Below are 16,961 nucleotides of genomic sequence, written 5' to 3'. Positions count from 1 at the left end.
TAGATCATTTTAAGTCTTTTAAAGCTTGTTTTTGTATGCGTTCTATACGTTTGCTCAAATCTTCGTTACTCATGGTTCCTCGTAAACTATCTACTTTTAATGGAAAGCTTAAAGGTGTAAAATTTTGGGCGTTTTTCAAAATGATTTTACTCTCAGAAATTCGTTTAAAAGCGGCTTGTAAACGCACTTTTTCCAACTCGTAATCAAACACTTCATTATAAGCTTGTTTTAGAAGTAAATTATCGGGTTCATAATCTTCTAAAACTCTAAATATTAAACCTGAAGAAGATTGTAAACTTTTACTGGTTTTTTTATTTCCTGGTTGAGTTTGTATTACCAAACCAGCAACCACAGCAATATCTCTAAATTTCCTAGAAGCCATTTCACTCGCATTTATGCTGGCTGTAACGTCTTGTATTAAGTTTTCTTTTGAAAAAATAGGGTTAATATTTTCTTCATTTAACGGAATTTCTTGATCGCTTAACAACTCAAAACCATAATCGTTCATGGCAATTGTAAAGGTTCTTTTTGCAATTTGGCTAATTCTATAAGCTATTAATGATGCCATAATTTCGTGCACCAATCTTCCTTCAAAAGGATAAGCAAAAAGATGAAAACCTTCTTTGGTTTCAATCATTTCTACCAAAAACTCATCGTGTTTTGGGATGTGAGAGTTAATATGCTGATTGTTTAATAACGGATGCAAAAACTTTAACTCTTTTTCTCTATTATTGGGCGTTAAAGCATCGCTTAATTTAAGCCTTAAAAAATGAGTTAAATAAGAGGTTAATGGTAACCTGCCACCCAACCAACTTGGTGTAATGGCTTTCTTTTTTTTGCTGCGTTTTACCAAAACTTTCATGTCTTTTATCTGTTTCATTTCTAAAACTCTTCCTCCTAAAACAAACGCATCTCCTTTTTTTAATTTCGAAACAAAATACTCTTCAATCATACCAATATATCCACCCGAAAAAAACTTTACCATCAACATGGCTTCACTTACAATTACACCAATATTCATTCTGTGCATCATAGCTATTCTTCTGCTTTTTACACGATAAAAGCCATCATCATCTACAACCACTTTATGGAATTCTTCATAGGCATTTAAAGTGTTTCCGCCTTTGGTGATAAAATGAATACACCAATTAAATTCTTCTTTAGTTAAGTAATAAAAAGCATGAATTTTATTAATTAATTGATAGGTTTCTTCTAGTTTAAAACCCTCGCCAACCGCCAATGTTACAAGAAATTGTACCAAAACATCGTACGTTAAAACAAACGGATTTCTATTTTCAATTTCGTTTTGTTTAACTGCTTCTTTTACTGCGGCCACTTCTATTAATTGTAACGAATGTGTAGGAACTGCATAAATTTTAGAGCGTTCAAAAGGCGAATGACCACTTCTTCCTGCACGCTGCAAAAAACGTGCAATTCCTTTGGCAGAACCAATTTGAATAACACAATCTACAGGTTTAAAATCGACACCTAAATCTAAAGACGATGTACAAACCACTGCTTTTAACATTCCGTTTGAAATAGCGTCTTCTATAAAATTACGTTGTTTTTTATCTATAGATCCATGATGAATAGCAATTTGTCCAATTAAATCGGGTTCTTCTTCTATAATTATTTGATACCACAATTCACTTTGATTTCTGGTATTTGTAAAAATTAAAGTGGTGGTATTCTCGTAAATAATTGGGATGATTTTTGAACTCATGGTTTTACCCAAATGCCCCGCCCAAGACAACTCTTCTACTTGATCTGGCAACAAAGAAATAATATCTATTTTTTTCTTTTCTTTGGCACGAATCATCGTGGTTTTTACATCATAAGGAATCAAAACATTTTTGGCTTCTTCTAAATTACCAATGGTAGCGGTAATACCCCAAATTCTAGTTTTTGTTGATAGATTTCTAATTCTTGCAATTGCCAACTCTGTTAATACACCACGTTTTGAACCTAACAATTCGTGCCATTCATCAACAGCAATACAATTCACATTTTTAAACCAGCGCGAATTTCTTTTTTGGGAAAATAAAAGATGTAAAGTTTCTGGAGTAGTTAACAAAATATCTGGCATTGAACGCTCTTGTTTTCTACGGATATTGGTGGGTGTATCTCCATTTCTAACAGCGATTTCCCAATCTAAACCAATTTCTTCTACAGCTGTAGTCATCGCTTTTGCTAAATCTTTTGCCAAAGAACGCAAAGGACTTATCCAAATAAGTTTTAACCCTTTTTTGTAGTTTTCTGGATAATTTAAATAGTCAATCACCACAGCTAAAAACACAGAAAATGTTTTTCCGAAACCTGTTGGAGCTACCACCATTCCACTAAAGTTATTTGCATAACGTTCCCAGGTTTGGTGCTGAAAACTAAAGGGTGTATTCCCTTTTTCTTCCATCCAATTTTGAATGATTTGATAGCCGGGGGTTTCTTTGAAGTTGCTCAATTTTGTAATTCCGAGTTTAAAATTTTAAATTCAAAATTTGAATATCAAAATAAAATATTTTTGAATTTATAGTTTTCGTATTATTTAAAATTAATTTTTATTTGTTGTTATACTTTAATCTTAATTTTCAATGAGCGCTTTTACACTTTCAATGGTATCAATATCTTTTACGGTTTTGTCTTTTCGCCAACGTTTTATTCTTGGAAAACGCAAAGCTACACCACTTTTATGTCTTTTGCTATAGGCAATTCCTTCAAATGCAATTTCGAAAACCAGTACTGGTTTTACGGTTCTTACTGGGCCAAATTTTTCAATTGCATTTTTATTGACCCACTTAGAAATTTCTGTAATTTCTTTATCCGTTAAGCCAGAATAGGCTTTGGCAACTGTTACAAAGTGATCTTGGTTTTTTACAGCAAATGTATAATCTGTGTATTTAGAACTTCGTCTTCCACTTCCTTTTTGCGCATAAATCATAACCACATCAATGGTTAATGGATCTACTTTCCATTTCCACCAATCGCCTTTTTTTCTTCCTACATGATAGATTGATGTTTTTCTTTTTAACATCAAACCTTCTGAATTAAAACTTCTTGCATCATTTCTTAAGGCATCTAATTCGTTCCAATTTTTAAAATCAATCATTTCTGATAACTTTAAAATATCAGTCGTATTTTCCTTAAATAATTGCTCTAATTTCACTCGTCTATTTTCCATAGATTGTGCTCGAAAATCTTCATCATTTAACTCTAAAATATCGTAAACATAGAAACCTACTGGTACTTCTTCTAATAATTTTTTAGTTACGTTTTTACGATTTAAGCGTTTTTGTAAATCGTTAAAAAGCAATACTGCACTGTCTTTAACGGCTAAAATTTCTCCATCAATTACAAAATCATTGTGAAATTTAGAAATGGCTGCAACCAATTCTGGAAATTGTTGTGTCACCAATTCTTCTCCTCTAGACCAAATAAAAACCTCTTCTTTTCTTTTAATAATTTGCCCACGAATTCCATCCCACTTATACTCTACTTGCCAATCGTTTTCATTACCTAAATCTGTTAAGTCTTTTTCTAAAGCATACGCCAAACAAAAAGGATAAGGTTTTGATTTATCATAATTAATATGTTCGCCATTTAGTAAATCATCAAAAGTGATGGAATTTGGCGTCCAATTACCAATAATGCTATGCATTAACTGATTGGGATCTATACCAGATAATTTTGCCAACGCATTTACTAAGGTTTTTTTAGAAACACCGATTCTAAAACTTCCTCCAATTAATTTATTAAAAATTAAGCGTTCTTGTGCTTCTAAGCCATTCCAAGCCTGTAAAACATATACTTTTTTTTCTTCGTCTGTTTTTTGTTTTAGGTTGATAAGTTCATCAACCCAAATATGTAATGGTTTTTCTATAGTATTTTTAGGATTTGGCAACAATAAAGCTAAGGTTTCCCCTAAATCTCCAACAGCACTATAACTCTCTAAAAACAACCATTCAGGAAGTTTTGTAAGCTCCATACACCATTCTTTCATCAAGTTAGATTTTACAGGTCTAGAAGGTCTTTTTCCTGTAAACAAAGCAATTAACCACAGCTTATCTTTATCTGGTGCGGTGTTAAAATAATGAACCAATGCCTCTATTTTTGCATTGGTTTTATTAGTGATTTCAATAGCACTTATTAAGTTAGAAAAATCTTTCATAGCTTATAAAGTTGCCGATTTTTGAGGTTCTTTATCTGCAATTTCTTCGTCACCAAATTCGGTTTTTAACTCATGAGCTTCTATACCAATTTCATTCAAATATTTAGAAAAAACAGCTTGCGAGCCGTGAGTTACATAAACTTTTTCTGCTTCTGTTGCTTTTACTGCTTGTAGCAAACCCTCCCAATCTGCATGATCACTTACTGCAAAACCAGCATCAACCCCTTTCCAACGTCTGTTACCACGAATGTGCATCCAACCAGAACAAATGGCTGTTGCTGCGTTTGGTATTTTTTTAATCAATTTAGAACCTAACAAAGCAGGTGGTAAAATGACAATTTTACGCTGTACATTCTCTTTTTTAAAATCTGATGTAATCAAAGTAGATTTTGGTATATCGATGCCACTATTTGAAATAGCTGTATTTAAGTTGTGTATGGCACTGTGCACAAAAACGTCATCTACATGCTCTATCAACTTTAAAATACGTTGCGCTTTCCCTAAACTGTAACCTAAAAAAACACTTGTTCTATTGTTTTGTTGATTTTGAAGTACCCAATTTTGTAATTCTTGTTGTAATTCTTGTTCTGTTTTCCATTTGTAAATGGGCAAACCAAAAGTACTTTCTGTAATAAATTCGTGACATTTTACAGGCTCAAAAGGTGTTGAAATAAAATCGGGTTGCGTTTTATAATCTCCAGAAAAAACAACTACAAAACCTTTGTATTCTAATTTAATTTGAGCAGAACCAATTACATGTCCTGCAGGAAAAAAACATACTTGAACTCCGTTGATATTTTTTGGCTGATTATATCCTAAACTTTCTATAGAAATATCTTTCCCTAATCTATGTTTTAAAATTGCTTTAGAATCGTTTTGACATAAATAATGTTGGTTTCCCCAACGTGCATGATCTGCATGACCATGAGAAATAACTGCATATTTTACAGGATACCAAGGATCTAAATAGAATTTTCCTGGTATACAATAAATGCCTTTTTTAGTAAATTTTATGAGTTTCAAAAAAGTTTAAATTTCTAATAATTTTTGTCTTTATAAAAATAAGGCAATATCTTTAAAAAATAGACTCCTCATTTAAAATTTGTTGTTAAATTGATTTAAGGGTATAAAAAAAAGCTTCAAATTCTAATAAGAAAATGAAGCTTTTTGTTGGCCTACAAGGACTCGAACCTTGAATGTCGGTACCAAAAACCGGTGTGTTACCAATTACACCATAGGCCAATGCATTAATTGCGGGTGCAAATTTAATCTATTCTTTTAATTTTACAAACATTTTTAAATAATTTTTTTCTTTAACAAAGTTTTATGAGGATTTTAAAAGGGATTAAAAAACCGAAAGCTACTTATTATTCATAATTATTATTAAATTCGCCACATATTATTACGTAATTTATGACAGTAGCAAACTTTAAAAAATGGAACATCATCTTAGGATGGATTACATTTGTAATTGCCCTAACAACCTATTCTTTAACTATAGAACCAACCGTAAGTTCTTGGGACGTTGGAGAATACATTGCAACCGCTATTAAATTACAAGTTGGGCATCCGCCAGGAGCACCTCTTTTTCAAATGTTGGGTGCATTTTTTGCGATGTTTACCTCAGATGTTTCAGACATTGCTAAAATGGTAAATTTCATGTCTGCCTTGGCTAGTGCATTTACCATTCTTTTTATGTTTTGGACGATTACCAATTTAGGTGAAAAATTAGCCTTAAAAGCAAATAAAATTACTGAAGGTAGCTATATCGCCATTTTAGGTAGTAGTGTTGTTGGCTCTTTAGCATACACGTTTTCAGATAGTTTTTGGTTTAGTGCTGTAGAAGGTGAAGTTTATGCCATGTCATCTTTTTTAATGGCTATTTTATTTTGGTTGGGTTTAAAATGGGAAAGCGAAATTACCACACCAAGAGGTAACAAATGGTTGATATTAATCAGCTTTGTTGTAGGTTTATCATTTGGGGTACACATCCTTTCTTTACTGGTAATACCAGCAATTGTAATGCTATATTTCTTTAAAACTTATAAAAACATCACCTTAAAATCAACTGCTATTGCAACAGTTTTATCGGTTTTGGTATTGGCTTTTGTGTTTAAATTCTTGTTCCCATTTACCTTAAAATTCTTTAGTGCTTCTGAGTTATTTTTTATAAACTCTATAGGTTTACCTTACAATTCTGGTACTATTATAGCAGGTATAATTTTAGTGGCGCTTTTTTACTTCGGATTAAAATACACTCGCAAACACAACAAAATACATACAAATACCCTTATTTTATCGGTTTTGTTTATCATGATTGGTTTTTCGTCTTGGATTATGTTACCCATTAGAGCCAATGCAAATACAACAATTAACGAAAACAACCCATCTAGTGCACGTGAATTATTAGCATATTACGAACGTGAGCAATATGGAGATGCCAATGTTTTTTACGACACCTATTACTCTAATTCTTACCAAAGGGAACAAGATACAGACAATCCCTATAAAGACGATAAACCAAAATACGAGAAGAAAAACGGTAAATATGTAATTGTAAATAAATACAAAAACGTATCCCCTAATTATTCTGATAAACACAAAGGTTTTATCCCAAGAATGGTAGATCCAGCATCAGAAAAAATGTACAAAGCCATTGCTGGCATACCACCAAATAGTAAAAGAAGACCCACTTTTGCCGAAAACTTAAAGTTTATGTTTAGCTATCAATTTGGCTATATGTATGGGCGTTATTTTATGTGGAATTTTGTTGGAAGACAAAATGATATACAAGGTCGATTAGATATTTTTAATGGAAATTGGCTAAGTGGCATTGACGCCATTGATGAAATGAGATTGGGTTCTCAAAAACAATTGCCAACACAAGCTTTAGAAAATAAAGGAAGAAATACGTATTACTTTTTACCGCTAATTTTAGGGCTTATTGGCTTATTTTTTCAGATAAAATGGGACAAAGAAAACTTTTTTGTGCTCTTTCTATTTTTCGCTTTTACAGGTTTTGCCATCATATTTTATACCAACCCAAAACCTTTTGAACCTAGAGAAAGAGATTATGCAGTAGTAGGTAGTTTCTACATTTTTGCGATTTGGATTGGCTTTGGTGTTTTAGCTATGTATGAATATTTAAAGAAATTTGCCAACAAGAAAACTATTGCTATTGCAATTTCTGTAATTTCACTTTTAGCAGTGCCAACTTTAATGGCTTCACAAAATTGGGATGACCATGATAGATCAGACCGATTTACAACACGCTTAAACTCGCAAGCTTATATAGAAAGTACAGATAAAAATGCCATTATGTTTACCATTGGTGATAATGACACCTTCCCTCTTTGGTACATGCAAGAAGTAGAAGGTATTAGAACCGATATAAAATTGGTAAATACTAGTTTATTTGCCACAGATTGGTACATAGATCAAATGAAACGTGCTACCTATGAAGCTGCTCCAATACCAAGTCAATTAACACATGACCAATATAAGTATGGAAGTTTGGATATTGCTTACAGTATAGAGCATCCAAGATTTAAAGATTCTATTATAAATATTAAAGATTTTATGCGTTGGATTGCTTCTGATAATGACGCAACGTATTACATAGATGAAGAGAATGGAATTAAAGAAAAATACTATCCAACCAACAGAATTAGAATTCCTGTTAACAAAAAAAACGTACTAGAAAACGGTATTGTTGCTCAAAAAGATGCAGACAAAATTGTACCTTATATAGATATCGAAATAGATGATAGAGGCATTACAAAAAACCGTATTTTAATGTTAGACATTTTAGCAAATAATGATTGGGAACGACCTATTTATTTTACGGGCGGTGCAAATGCAGACGAAGAATATATTTGGTTAAAAGACTATCTACAATTAGATGGTTTGGCGTTTAAACTAGTACCTATAAGAACACCTTCTAAATACAAAGACCAAAGTGGTAGAGTTAGAGAAATTAGTTTGTTTGATATTGGTAGAATAGATCCAGAAAAAATGTATGCAAATATTAACAAATTAGAGTGGAGAAACATAAATAGTGGCGAAATTTATTTAGACGAACAAACCAAAAGAAATGCCATTTCTTTAAGAAATAGCTTAATGCGATTATCTGAAGCCTTTGCAAAAGAAGGAGATACGCTAAAAGCTGTTGAAGTTTTAGATTTATCTATTGATAAAATGCCGATAGAAAAATTTGACCATTACAGCCTATCTTTAGGCTATCCAGAAATGTATTACAGTTTAGGTGAGCAAGAAAAAGCAGAAAAAACTGTCCAAACCTTACAACGCTTAATTACCGAAAAATTAGTTTGGTTAAGTACCTTTGATAAAGAAGATTCTGATATTATTTTTGATGAAATAGATACCTCTTTATACATGTTTAAAAACTTAATAGACCAAGTAGAACAGGGTAGTAATAACAAGGAGTTTATATCTAAAATTCAAGATGATTTTATGATAACTATTAGGCGTTTTGAATATTTAATGCCAGATGAAGATAGCACAGAAGATTTAGAGCTAATTAAAAAATAAGTTGAAATTATATTTCCCCAGAACGGCAAATAGTATTATGAGATTATTATCTAAATATATTTGGCGTTTTTCTTTAGAAAAAAAAGAAATATATTTAACTTTTGATGATGGACCAACACCCGAAATTACCAACTTTGTTTTAGACGAATTACAAAAATACGAGGCAAAAGCTACTTTTTTTTGTATTGGTAAAAACATTAAAAATGAACCAGAAATTTTTAAGCGAATTATTGCCGAAAAACACGCTGTTGGTAACCATACACAAAACCACTTAAATGGTTGGAAAACTTCTAAAAAAGAGTATGTTGAAAATTTTTTAGAGTGCGAATCTGAAATTTCAAACGCAATACAGAAATGTCAAAAACAGCAACTATTTAGACCTCCTTATGGGAAATTAAAAAAGAAACAAGCCAAAAAAATACTAAAAAAAGGCTACAAAATTATTATGTGGTCTGTTTTGTCTGCAGATTTTGATACCAGCATTACCAAAGAAGAATGTTTAGAAAACGTTCTACAAAACACCACAAATGGAAGTATTGTTGTTTTTCATGATAGTGTAAAAGCCAGTAAAAAACTTCGATATGTTTTGCCCAAAGTATTAACCCAATTTACCCAACAAGGCTTTGTGTTTAAAGCAATACCATAAGTTAGCTAACAAGTTTAGCCCTGATTGAATGGCGTGTTTGAGCTCTTTTTTGAGGAACGAAAAAAAAGCGAGTAATGAAAGCAGGAATAGCTACTTATTAAAAAAACTAAAACAAATTCAGCCTTAAAAATTAAAGGTACTCCTCTACTAAGCCAATAAGAGTTTTTGCATCTTGAAAACCTGTTTGCCGCCATTTCATTTCGCCATCTTTATAAATAATAAAAATTGGGTTTCCATTTACATGCAAAGCGTCTGCAAGTATTTCGTTCTTTTTAATATCAATTTTAATTACTTTAGCTTTGTCTCCTAATGCAGCTGCAACACTTCTAAGCGTATCTAAAGTATTTTCTGTATCATCCCAATCTGTATAAAAATCTATAAGAACTGGCTTTTGTTTACTAATTATTTCTCCAAATTTAGTCACAACATAATTATTTTAAAGGGGAATAACGTAAAAAAATGAGTTTAGTTAATACACAAATATAGTTAAAAGCTTTTAAATGAAATAATTATCATGCTTTCTTAAGTTCTATCACTGTAATTTCTGGCCAAATACCTACTCTACCAGGAAAAGCATGATAGCCAAAACCTCTATTTACATTGATAAATTTATCTGCTTCTTGGTACAAACCTGCCCATTGCTTGTAGACATATTTAGATGGGCTCCATTTTAACCAACCGGGTATTTCTATACCCATTTGCAAACCATGCGTGTGCCCACTTAATGTTAAATGATAATGAAAAGGGTCTTCTTTTACTCGATATTCCCAATGACTTGGATCATGAGTCATTAAAATTTTAAAATCGTGTTTATGTACTCCTTTTGCAGCTTTGTCTAAATCTCCAGCTTGGTTAAACCCTTTTCCCCAATTTTCTACACCTAAAAGCGCAATTTGTTGTCCGTCTTTTTTTAAATACCGATGTTCATCTAATAACAAATCGAACCCTATTTTTTGGTGAATGTCTTTTACTTTTTGAAAATTATCTATTTTATCTTGTGGGTTTTTCCAATCCATATAATCTCCATAATCGTGATTTCCTAAAATGGAATACTTACCTTCTTTAGCTTCTAACTTGTCAAAAACAGCAATCCAATTATCCATCTCATCCGCTTTATTATTTACAATATCTCCTGTAAATAAGATCAAATCTGATTTTTGTTGATTAATTAAATCAACCCCGTATTGTATTTTTTCTTTGTTGGTAAAACTACCAGAATGTATGTCTGATATTTGTGTGATGGTATAACCATCAAAAGCGTCTGGTAAATCTTTAAATGCTAGTTGATATTTTAAAACTTTATAATTGTACTTTCCTTGAACAATACCATAAATAAAACCTGCAAAAGGTATTGCAGCCAATCCTAAAGCAAGTTGTGCTATAAATTTTCTTCTACTTGGTAAGGCTTTTGTTTCTTCTGGAGAAAGTACAGAAATTGCTTTTACAATCCATCTATATATATCTTCTCCAAAAAGCACTAGTAAAATAACTATTTTAGGTATTAAAACCGTTAACATTACCCCCATTGCCATCTGAAATTGTGGGGTTTGGCCTTGGCTTCTATCATAAGTTAAGGCAACATAAAAGAAATTTAGATAGGCACCTATACTTGTAAAAATCCAAAAATATTTTAAAATTTTACTTTTGGAAACTGTTTTTAAAGCCTGAAATGCGTAAAACTCTAACAAAAGTATAATCGCTAATAAAGTTACCAATCTAATAAACCAACGCATAAAATAGAAATATTTAAAAAAACCTAACAAATATACTTGTTAAAACATGAATGAATTTTAATAGGATGTTAAAGTTTTGTAGCTTTAGCATTCCAAATAAATCTATTAAAATGTCAGATCAAAAAAGAGTATTTTTAGTTGATGCATATGCATTAATTTTTAGAGGATATTATGCATTTATTAAAAACCCAAGAATAAATTCTAAAGGCTTAGATACCTCTGCAATAATGGGCTTTATGAACTCGCTTTTAGACGTAATTAAAAGAGAAAAACCAGATAAATTAGCCGTTTGTTTTGACAAAGGTGGCAGTACAGACAGAGTAGAATTATTTGAAGCTTACAAAGCCAATAGAGATGAAACACCTGAAGCCATAAAGTTGGCTGTACCTTATATTATGGAAATTTTAAAAGCCATGCACATTCCTATTATGGTTAAAGAAGGGTTTGAAGCAGATGATGTTATTGGAACACTTTCTAAACAAGCAGAAAAAGAAGGTTACCAAACATTTATGGTTACACCAGATAAGGATTTTGCACAATTGGTTTCTGATAATATTTTTATGTACAAACCACGTTTTGGCGGTGGTTATGATGTTTGGGGTATTCCAGAAGTACAAGCAAAATTTGAGGTTACAGATCCTTTACAAGTAATTGATTTTTTAGGAATGATGGGCGATTCTGCAGATAACATTCCAGGTTTACCTGGAGTTGGCGAAAAAACTGCCAAAAAATTCTTAGCGCAATTTGGTTCTATGGAAGCGTTGCTAGAAAATACAGATCAGTTAAAAGGAAAAATGAAAGAAAAAGTAGAAGCCAATAAAGAATTGGGCTTGCTTTCTAAAAAATTAGCTACCATTATGCTAGATGTTCCTGTAACTTTTAATGCAGAAGATTTTGAATTAGTGCAACCAGATATGGAAAAAGTAACCGAACTTTTTAACGAGCTTGAGTTTAGAAATCTTTTAACCAATTTCTTAAAAACCTTTGATGCTAGCACCACAGGCGAAATAAAAAATGAAACAAATGACACTTCGAGCGCAGTTCAAAAGACTGCCAAAAAAGCACCTTCAAACCCAGAAGGTCAGTTTGATTTATTTGCAGCTCCAGGAGCTGGAAGTGTTTCTGAAGCAGATGTAGCTGCTGGTTTTAAAACCATAGAAAACACCAATCATTTTTATCAACATATAGATTCTGCTTTTTCTAGAAAATTATTATTAAAAAAATTAATGGAACAAACTTCGGTTTGTTTTGATACTGAAACCACAGGTTTAAAAGCCTTAGAAGTAGAGTTAATTGGCATTGCATTTTCTTACGAAGCTGGCAAAGGTTATTATGTTTCGTTTCCAGAAGATCAAGCAGAAACCAAAGCTATTTTAGAAGAATTTAGACCCTTTTTTGAAAGTGATATCGAAAAAATTGGGCACAATTTAAAATATGATATCAAAGTTTTGTCTAATTATAACATGCCTGTAAAAGGCAAGTTATTTGATACAATGATTGCACACTACTTAATCAATCCAGATATGCGCCATAATATGGATGTTTTGGCAGAAACATATTTGAATTATCAACCGGTTTCTATTACGGCACTAATTGGTAAAAAAGGAAAAAATCAACTTTCTATGAGAGTGGTACCTATTGCAGAGCAGACTGAATATGCTGTAGAAGATGCAGACATCACCTTACAATTAAAACACCTATTTACTAGCGAATTAGAAAGTGGCAACGTTACCCAACTTTTTAACGAAATTGAATTGCCACTCGTTTCGGTTTTAACAGCTATGGAAATTGAAGGTATAAATCTAAATACCGATTTTCTAAAAGAATTATCTGTTGCCTTAACGGATGACATCAACAGGTTAGAAAAAAGTATTTATGAGCAAGCAGGAGAAGAATTTAACATTGGTTCGCCTAAGCAATTAGGAATTGTACTTTTTGAAAAATTAGAATTGGTTAAAAAACCAAAAAAAACAAAAACAGGACAGTACAAAACAGGCGAAGACATTTTGTCTTACTTAGCAAAAGACCATCAAATTATAAGAGATATTCAAGAATATCGACAGTATAAAAAATTACAAAGCACCTATGTAAATGCGTTGCCAAATGAAGTAAACTCTAAAACAAGTAGAGTACATACTGCTTATGCACAAGCTGTGGCTGCCACTGGTAGATTAAGTTCTAACAACCCCAATTTACAAAACATTCCTATTAGAACAAAACGTGGTCAAGAAGTACGTAAAGCTTTTGTACCAAGAGACAAAAATTATGTGTTATTAGCAGCAGATTACAGCCAAATAGAATTGCGTATAATAGCTGCTTTAAGCAAAGAAGAAACAATGATTAATGCTTTTAAAAATGGCGAAGATATTCACGCTTCTACCGCTGCAAAAGTGTTTAATGTTCCTTTAGAAGAAGTTACGCGTGAACAACGTAGCAACGCAAAAACCGTAAATTTTGGAATTGTATACGGTGTTTCTGCCTTTGGTTTAAGCAACCAAACCAATCTTTCTAGAAGTGAAGCCAAAGAATTGATTGATACCTATTATGAAACCTACCCAAAATTAAAAGCATATATGGCTGCACAGGTAGATTTTGCTAGAGAAAAAGGCTATGTAGAAACCGTTTTAAACAGACGTAGGTATTTAAAAGATATTAATTCTAGAAATGCTATGGTTAGATCTGGTGCAGAAAGAAATGCCGTAAATGCGCCCATACAAGGATCTGCAGCAGACATTATTAAGTTGGCAATGATTAACATACATAAACGATTTGAAAAAGAAAACTTTACATCTAAAATGTTATTACAAGTGCATGATGAATTGGTTTTTGACGCACATAAAGACGAGCTAGAAACCATCAAACCGATTATAAAATACGAAATGGAAAATGCCTTTAAAATGACGGTTCCATTAGATGTAGAAATTGGTATTGGCCAAAACTGGTTAGAGGCGCATTAAAATTACTTTTCAAGACGTGCTGCATCAATATAAAGAAACCAATATTACCTGCTGATGGGGTTTGTATTATATACTGATGAAACATGAATTCTATCAGTAAAGAACCAACAAAACAATAAATAACTGATAATTAACAGATTAAAAAACCTTTGTTTTAACAATTTTTACTATATTTATAGTGCTATAATAAAAAAACTGGAAAAGCTACCTAAAATTTTTCTAGAACAAAAAACTCACCGAAAAGAAAATCAACTTTTAATTCAGTTTTCTTATCACAAGAAATTGATTGCATTGGTAAGGTCTATAAAAGGGTCTTATTGGAGTAAAAGCTTAAATACTTGGTACATAAAATATTCTCAAGAAAATTTACAAACTATTCTTACTGTTTTTAAGATATTACAATAGTTGACACTTCTAAACTTCATAAAAAAGAACTTTTTACAAGAAATTTAACTAAAGAGCAGAAAAACCTTTTAAATAATTTTTATCTTTTTTTAAAGGGAAAACGTTACAGCCAAAGTACTATTAAAACATATACTTTCTTTATTGCTGATTTTATAAATTTTTACAGAAAAACACCTTTAAATAATTTAACCAATAGAGCTGTAGAGCTTTTTATTGAAAACGTATTTATAACACGCAACTATTCTATTAGCACGCAAAGGCAGTTTATAAGTGCTTTAAAGATTTTTATTGTTTTTTATCCTCATACAGAAATTAATGATTTGGTTTTAGAAAGACCTAAAAAGTCTAGAAAATTACCCAGTGTTTTATCTCAAGAAGAAGTATTAAAAATTATAAGTAGCACCCAAAACCTAAAACATAGAGCCATTTTAGTATTAATTTATTCTTGTGGCTTACGAATTAGTGAATAGGTTAATTTAGAATTGACTGATTTTCATATTCAAAGAAAACAATTAGTTATTAAAAACGGAAAAGGAAGAAAAGACAGGTATGTTAGTTTAGCGGATAGTTTTATTCCGTTACTTTCTAATTACTACCATTCTTACAAACCTAAATTTTATTTTGTTGAAGGTCAAAAAGGTGGAAAATACAGTACTGAAAGTGTACGACAGTTTTTAAAGAAAAGTTGTGTAAAGGCTAATATTAAAAAAACGGTAACACCACATACATTAAGGCATAGCTATGCAACACATTTGCTAGAAAACGGAGTTGATATTAGGTATATACAATCTTTGCTAGGACATGCCAAACCAGAAACCACTATGATTTACACACATGTTAGAAGAAAAGATTTAATGGAGATACAGAATCCATTAGATATTGCATTACAGAAATTAAAAAAAGAAGATAAAACCAATAATAAACTTGTATTATCCGGAATAATATAACTAAAAACAAATATATTTGTTTGGATATAACAAGTTGTAACCAATTAAAACACAGATGACGTAAAGATGTCATATAAATGACGACACCAATGCCAATGCTTTTATTTAGCTTTGCTTTCAACAATTAAACATCACACAATTGAAGAATAAAGATTTAGCAAAAAGAGTAAAAGAATTAAGAAAGCGAAACGGAATGTCACAAGAACTCTTGGCTGAAAATTCTGGTTTAAGTTTACGGACAGTTCAAAGAATTGAAAATGGTGAAACCCAACCTACTGGAGATTCTATTAAAAGATTATCTAGCGCCTTAAATGTTACACCTAACGAATTAATAGATTGGCAAATTATTGAAGATAGTAAAGCTTTATTACTATTGAATTTATCCCAACTAGGTTTTATAGCATTTCCATTGCTTGGTATATTAATTCCATTAATTATTTGGACTTCTAAAAAAGATAAGATAAAAGACATAGACTATGTCGGAAAATCCATTTTAAATTTTCAAATATCTTGGACACTACTTTTGTTTTTATTAGTTATTGGTCTTTTTCTTACCTCAAAGCTTGAACTAACAACTATTTCTTTTGCTGGAATACTAATAACTATCAGCGTAATGTATTTTATAAATTTTATAGTTATAATATCTAATACTTTCAGATATCATAATGGGAAATCCGTAAAGTATCCATCAGTGTTTCAATTCTTAAGTTAATCTCAACTGAATTTCTCTTCTTTAAAAAGCAACTATGAATAAATTTAATTATAAAGCGACTATCGAACTTGTCTTACGCCAATGTGTTTTTATTATCATAAATATTTATGGACTATCTAAATTATTAGGTGGTCAATTTTATATGAAAGGAAAATTACCTACTGAAATTGCTAATACAACTTTAGGTGAGGCAAGTGGATTTTCATTGGCTTGGACATTTATGGGACATTCATATACTTATATTTTGTTCGTTGGTATTTTTCAACTTTTAGGAGCTTGGTTTCTATTATGGAATAAAACAAAATTGATAGGAGTATTGATTTTATTACCTATAATGGTAAACATAATTGTATTCGATATTATTTTTCTTGATGTATATCCAGCTTTAGCAAATGCCATAATAGTTCTTTTAATGTTATTATTAATTCTATTTTTCAATAGAGAAATAGTAAAAGATATTGTCATTAAGCTTACTAGCTTTCATTCAAAAACTAGAATTCCTATTAAAAAAAGATTAATCACTTTTGGAATTACTATTCTATTTATTGTATTAATTTTCAGTTTTGATTCATTCATTGAATACTGGCTTGGAGCAAGTACTGAAAAGATAATAGAATAATAACTGGTTACAACACCGTGTATAATTCATTGCTAGTTATCGTCTACTTACGAAAGTCCTCGCGGACTTTCTATATGTAATTTATTTGCTAAATTAGTTGCTGAAACACGCAACGAAATCATACACAAACACGTTAGCAAAAACTGTTGATTTGTACTTTCCTGAAATAGGTTGACTAAAAATTCATCAATTAATGATAGTCACTTATGAAAAATCAAAATGAACACTG

General features: G+C 31.2%; 12 protein-coding genes and 1 tRNA gene. 7 read left to right on the top strand and 6 right to left on the bottom strand.

Annotated features, from left to right (window positions below):
- Positions 1-4 precede the first annotated feature (4 nt).
- From Q0662_RS04275 to Q0662_RS04260, 4 genes are all read right to left on the bottom strand, one after another.
- Complete coding sequence (locus tag Q0662_RS04275) at positions 5-2,458, bottom strand: ligase-associated DNA damage response DEXH box helicase (protein ID WP_298947487.1); 2,454 nt, start codon at positions 2,456-2,458, stop codon at positions 5-7.
- Positions 2,459-2,578: 120 nt separating this feature from the next.
- Positions 2,579-4,162: an ATP-dependent DNA ligase gene (locus Q0662_RS04270; RefSeq protein WP_298947486.1), complete on the bottom strand. Its 1,584-nt coding sequence runs from the start codon at positions 4,160-4,162 to the stop codon at positions 2,579-2,581.
- A 3-nt stretch (positions 4,163-4,165) separates the two neighbouring features.
- The gene (locus tag Q0662_RS04265) at positions 4,166-5,185 is read right to left on the bottom strand and encodes a ligase-associated DNA damage response exonuclease (RefSeq protein WP_298947484.1); all 1,020 of its coding nucleotides are present in this window, start codon (positions 5,183-5,185) and stop codon (positions 4,166-4,168) included.
- A 147-nt stretch (positions 5,186-5,332) separates the two neighbouring features.
- A tRNA-Gln gene (locus tag Q0662_RS04260) sits at positions 5,333-5,404 on the bottom strand.
- A gap of 171 nt (positions 5,405-5,575) precedes the next feature.
- Between Q0662_RS04260 and Q0662_RS04255 the strand changes: the two genes are divergently transcribed.
- Entirely contained in the window at positions 5,576-8,713 is a 3,138-nt protein-coding gene (locus Q0662_RS04255) for a DUF2723 domain-containing protein (RefSeq protein ID WP_298947482.1), read from the top strand.
- Between the two features lie 37 nt (positions 8,714-8,750).
- A complete protein-coding gene (locus Q0662_RS04250; protein ID WP_298947480.1) occupies positions 8,751-9,359 on the top strand; it encodes a polysaccharide deacetylase family protein in 609 nt (202 codons plus the stop codon).
- A gap of 130 nt (positions 9,360-9,489) precedes the next feature.
- On the opposite strand, the gene Q0662_RS04245 is transcribed toward Q0662_RS04250, so the two are convergent.
- Both Q0662_RS04245 and Q0662_RS04240 read right to left on the bottom strand, forming a co-directional pair.
- The gene (locus tag Q0662_RS04245) at positions 9,490-9,783 is read right to left on the bottom strand and encodes a co-chaperone YbbN (RefSeq protein ID WP_298947478.1); all 294 of its coding nucleotides are present in this window, start codon (positions 9,781-9,783) and stop codon (positions 9,490-9,492) included.
- An 88-nt stretch (positions 9,784-9,871) separates the two neighbouring features.
- The gene (locus tag Q0662_RS04240; protein ID WP_298947476.1) at positions 9,872-11,092 is read right to left on the bottom strand and encodes a metallophosphoesterase; all 1,221 of its coding nucleotides are present in this window, start codon (positions 11,090-11,092) and stop codon (positions 9,872-9,874) included.
- A gap of 110 nt (positions 11,093-11,202) precedes the next feature.
- Here Q0662_RS04240 and polA point away from each other — a divergent pair, with 110 nt between their 5' ends.
- The 5 genes from polA to Q0662_RS04215 all read left to right on the top strand — a co-directional run bounded on the left by polA (position 11,203) and on the right by Q0662_RS04215 (position 16,732).
- Entirely contained in the window at positions 11,203-14,049 is a 2,847-nt protein-coding gene (gene polA, locus Q0662_RS04235; protein WP_298947474.1) for a DNA polymerase I, read from the top strand.
- 395 nt (positions 14,050-14,444) lie between these two features.
- Positions 14,445-14,924 (top strand): tyrosine-type recombinase/integrase, encoded by a 480-nt coding sequence (locus tag Q0662_RS04230; RefSeq protein ID WP_367181287.1) that lies wholly within the window; start codon positions 14,445-14,447, stop codon positions 14,922-14,924.
- Positions 14,925-14,936: 12 nt separating this feature from the next.
- Positions 14,937-15,401 carry a tyrosine-type recombinase/integrase gene (locus Q0662_RS04225; protein ID WP_298947472.1) on the top strand — a complete coding sequence of 155 codons (465 nt, stop codon included), beginning with the start codon at positions 14,937-14,939 and terminating at the stop codon, positions 15,399-15,401.
- Between the two features lie 139 nt (positions 15,402-15,540).
- The gene (locus tag Q0662_RS04220; RefSeq protein WP_298947470.1) at positions 15,541-16,113 is read left to right on the top strand and encodes a helix-turn-helix domain-containing protein; all 573 of its coding nucleotides are present in this window, start codon (positions 15,541-15,543) and stop codon (positions 16,111-16,113) included.
- Positions 16,114-16,147: 34 nt separating this feature from the next.
- Positions 16,148-16,732, top strand: coding sequence for a hypothetical protein (locus Q0662_RS04215; protein ID WP_298947468.1), 585 nt, complete (start codon positions 16,148-16,150; stop codon positions 16,730-16,732).
- The last annotated feature ends 229 nt before the right edge of the window (positions 16,733-16,961 follow it).

Source organism: uncultured Polaribacter sp., assembly GCF_947503855.1.
Classification (GTDB): domain Bacteria; phylum Bacteroidota; class Bacteroidia; order Flavobacteriales; family Flavobacteriaceae; genus Polaribacter.
This window is presented reverse-complemented; position numbering and strand designations above follow the sequence as displayed.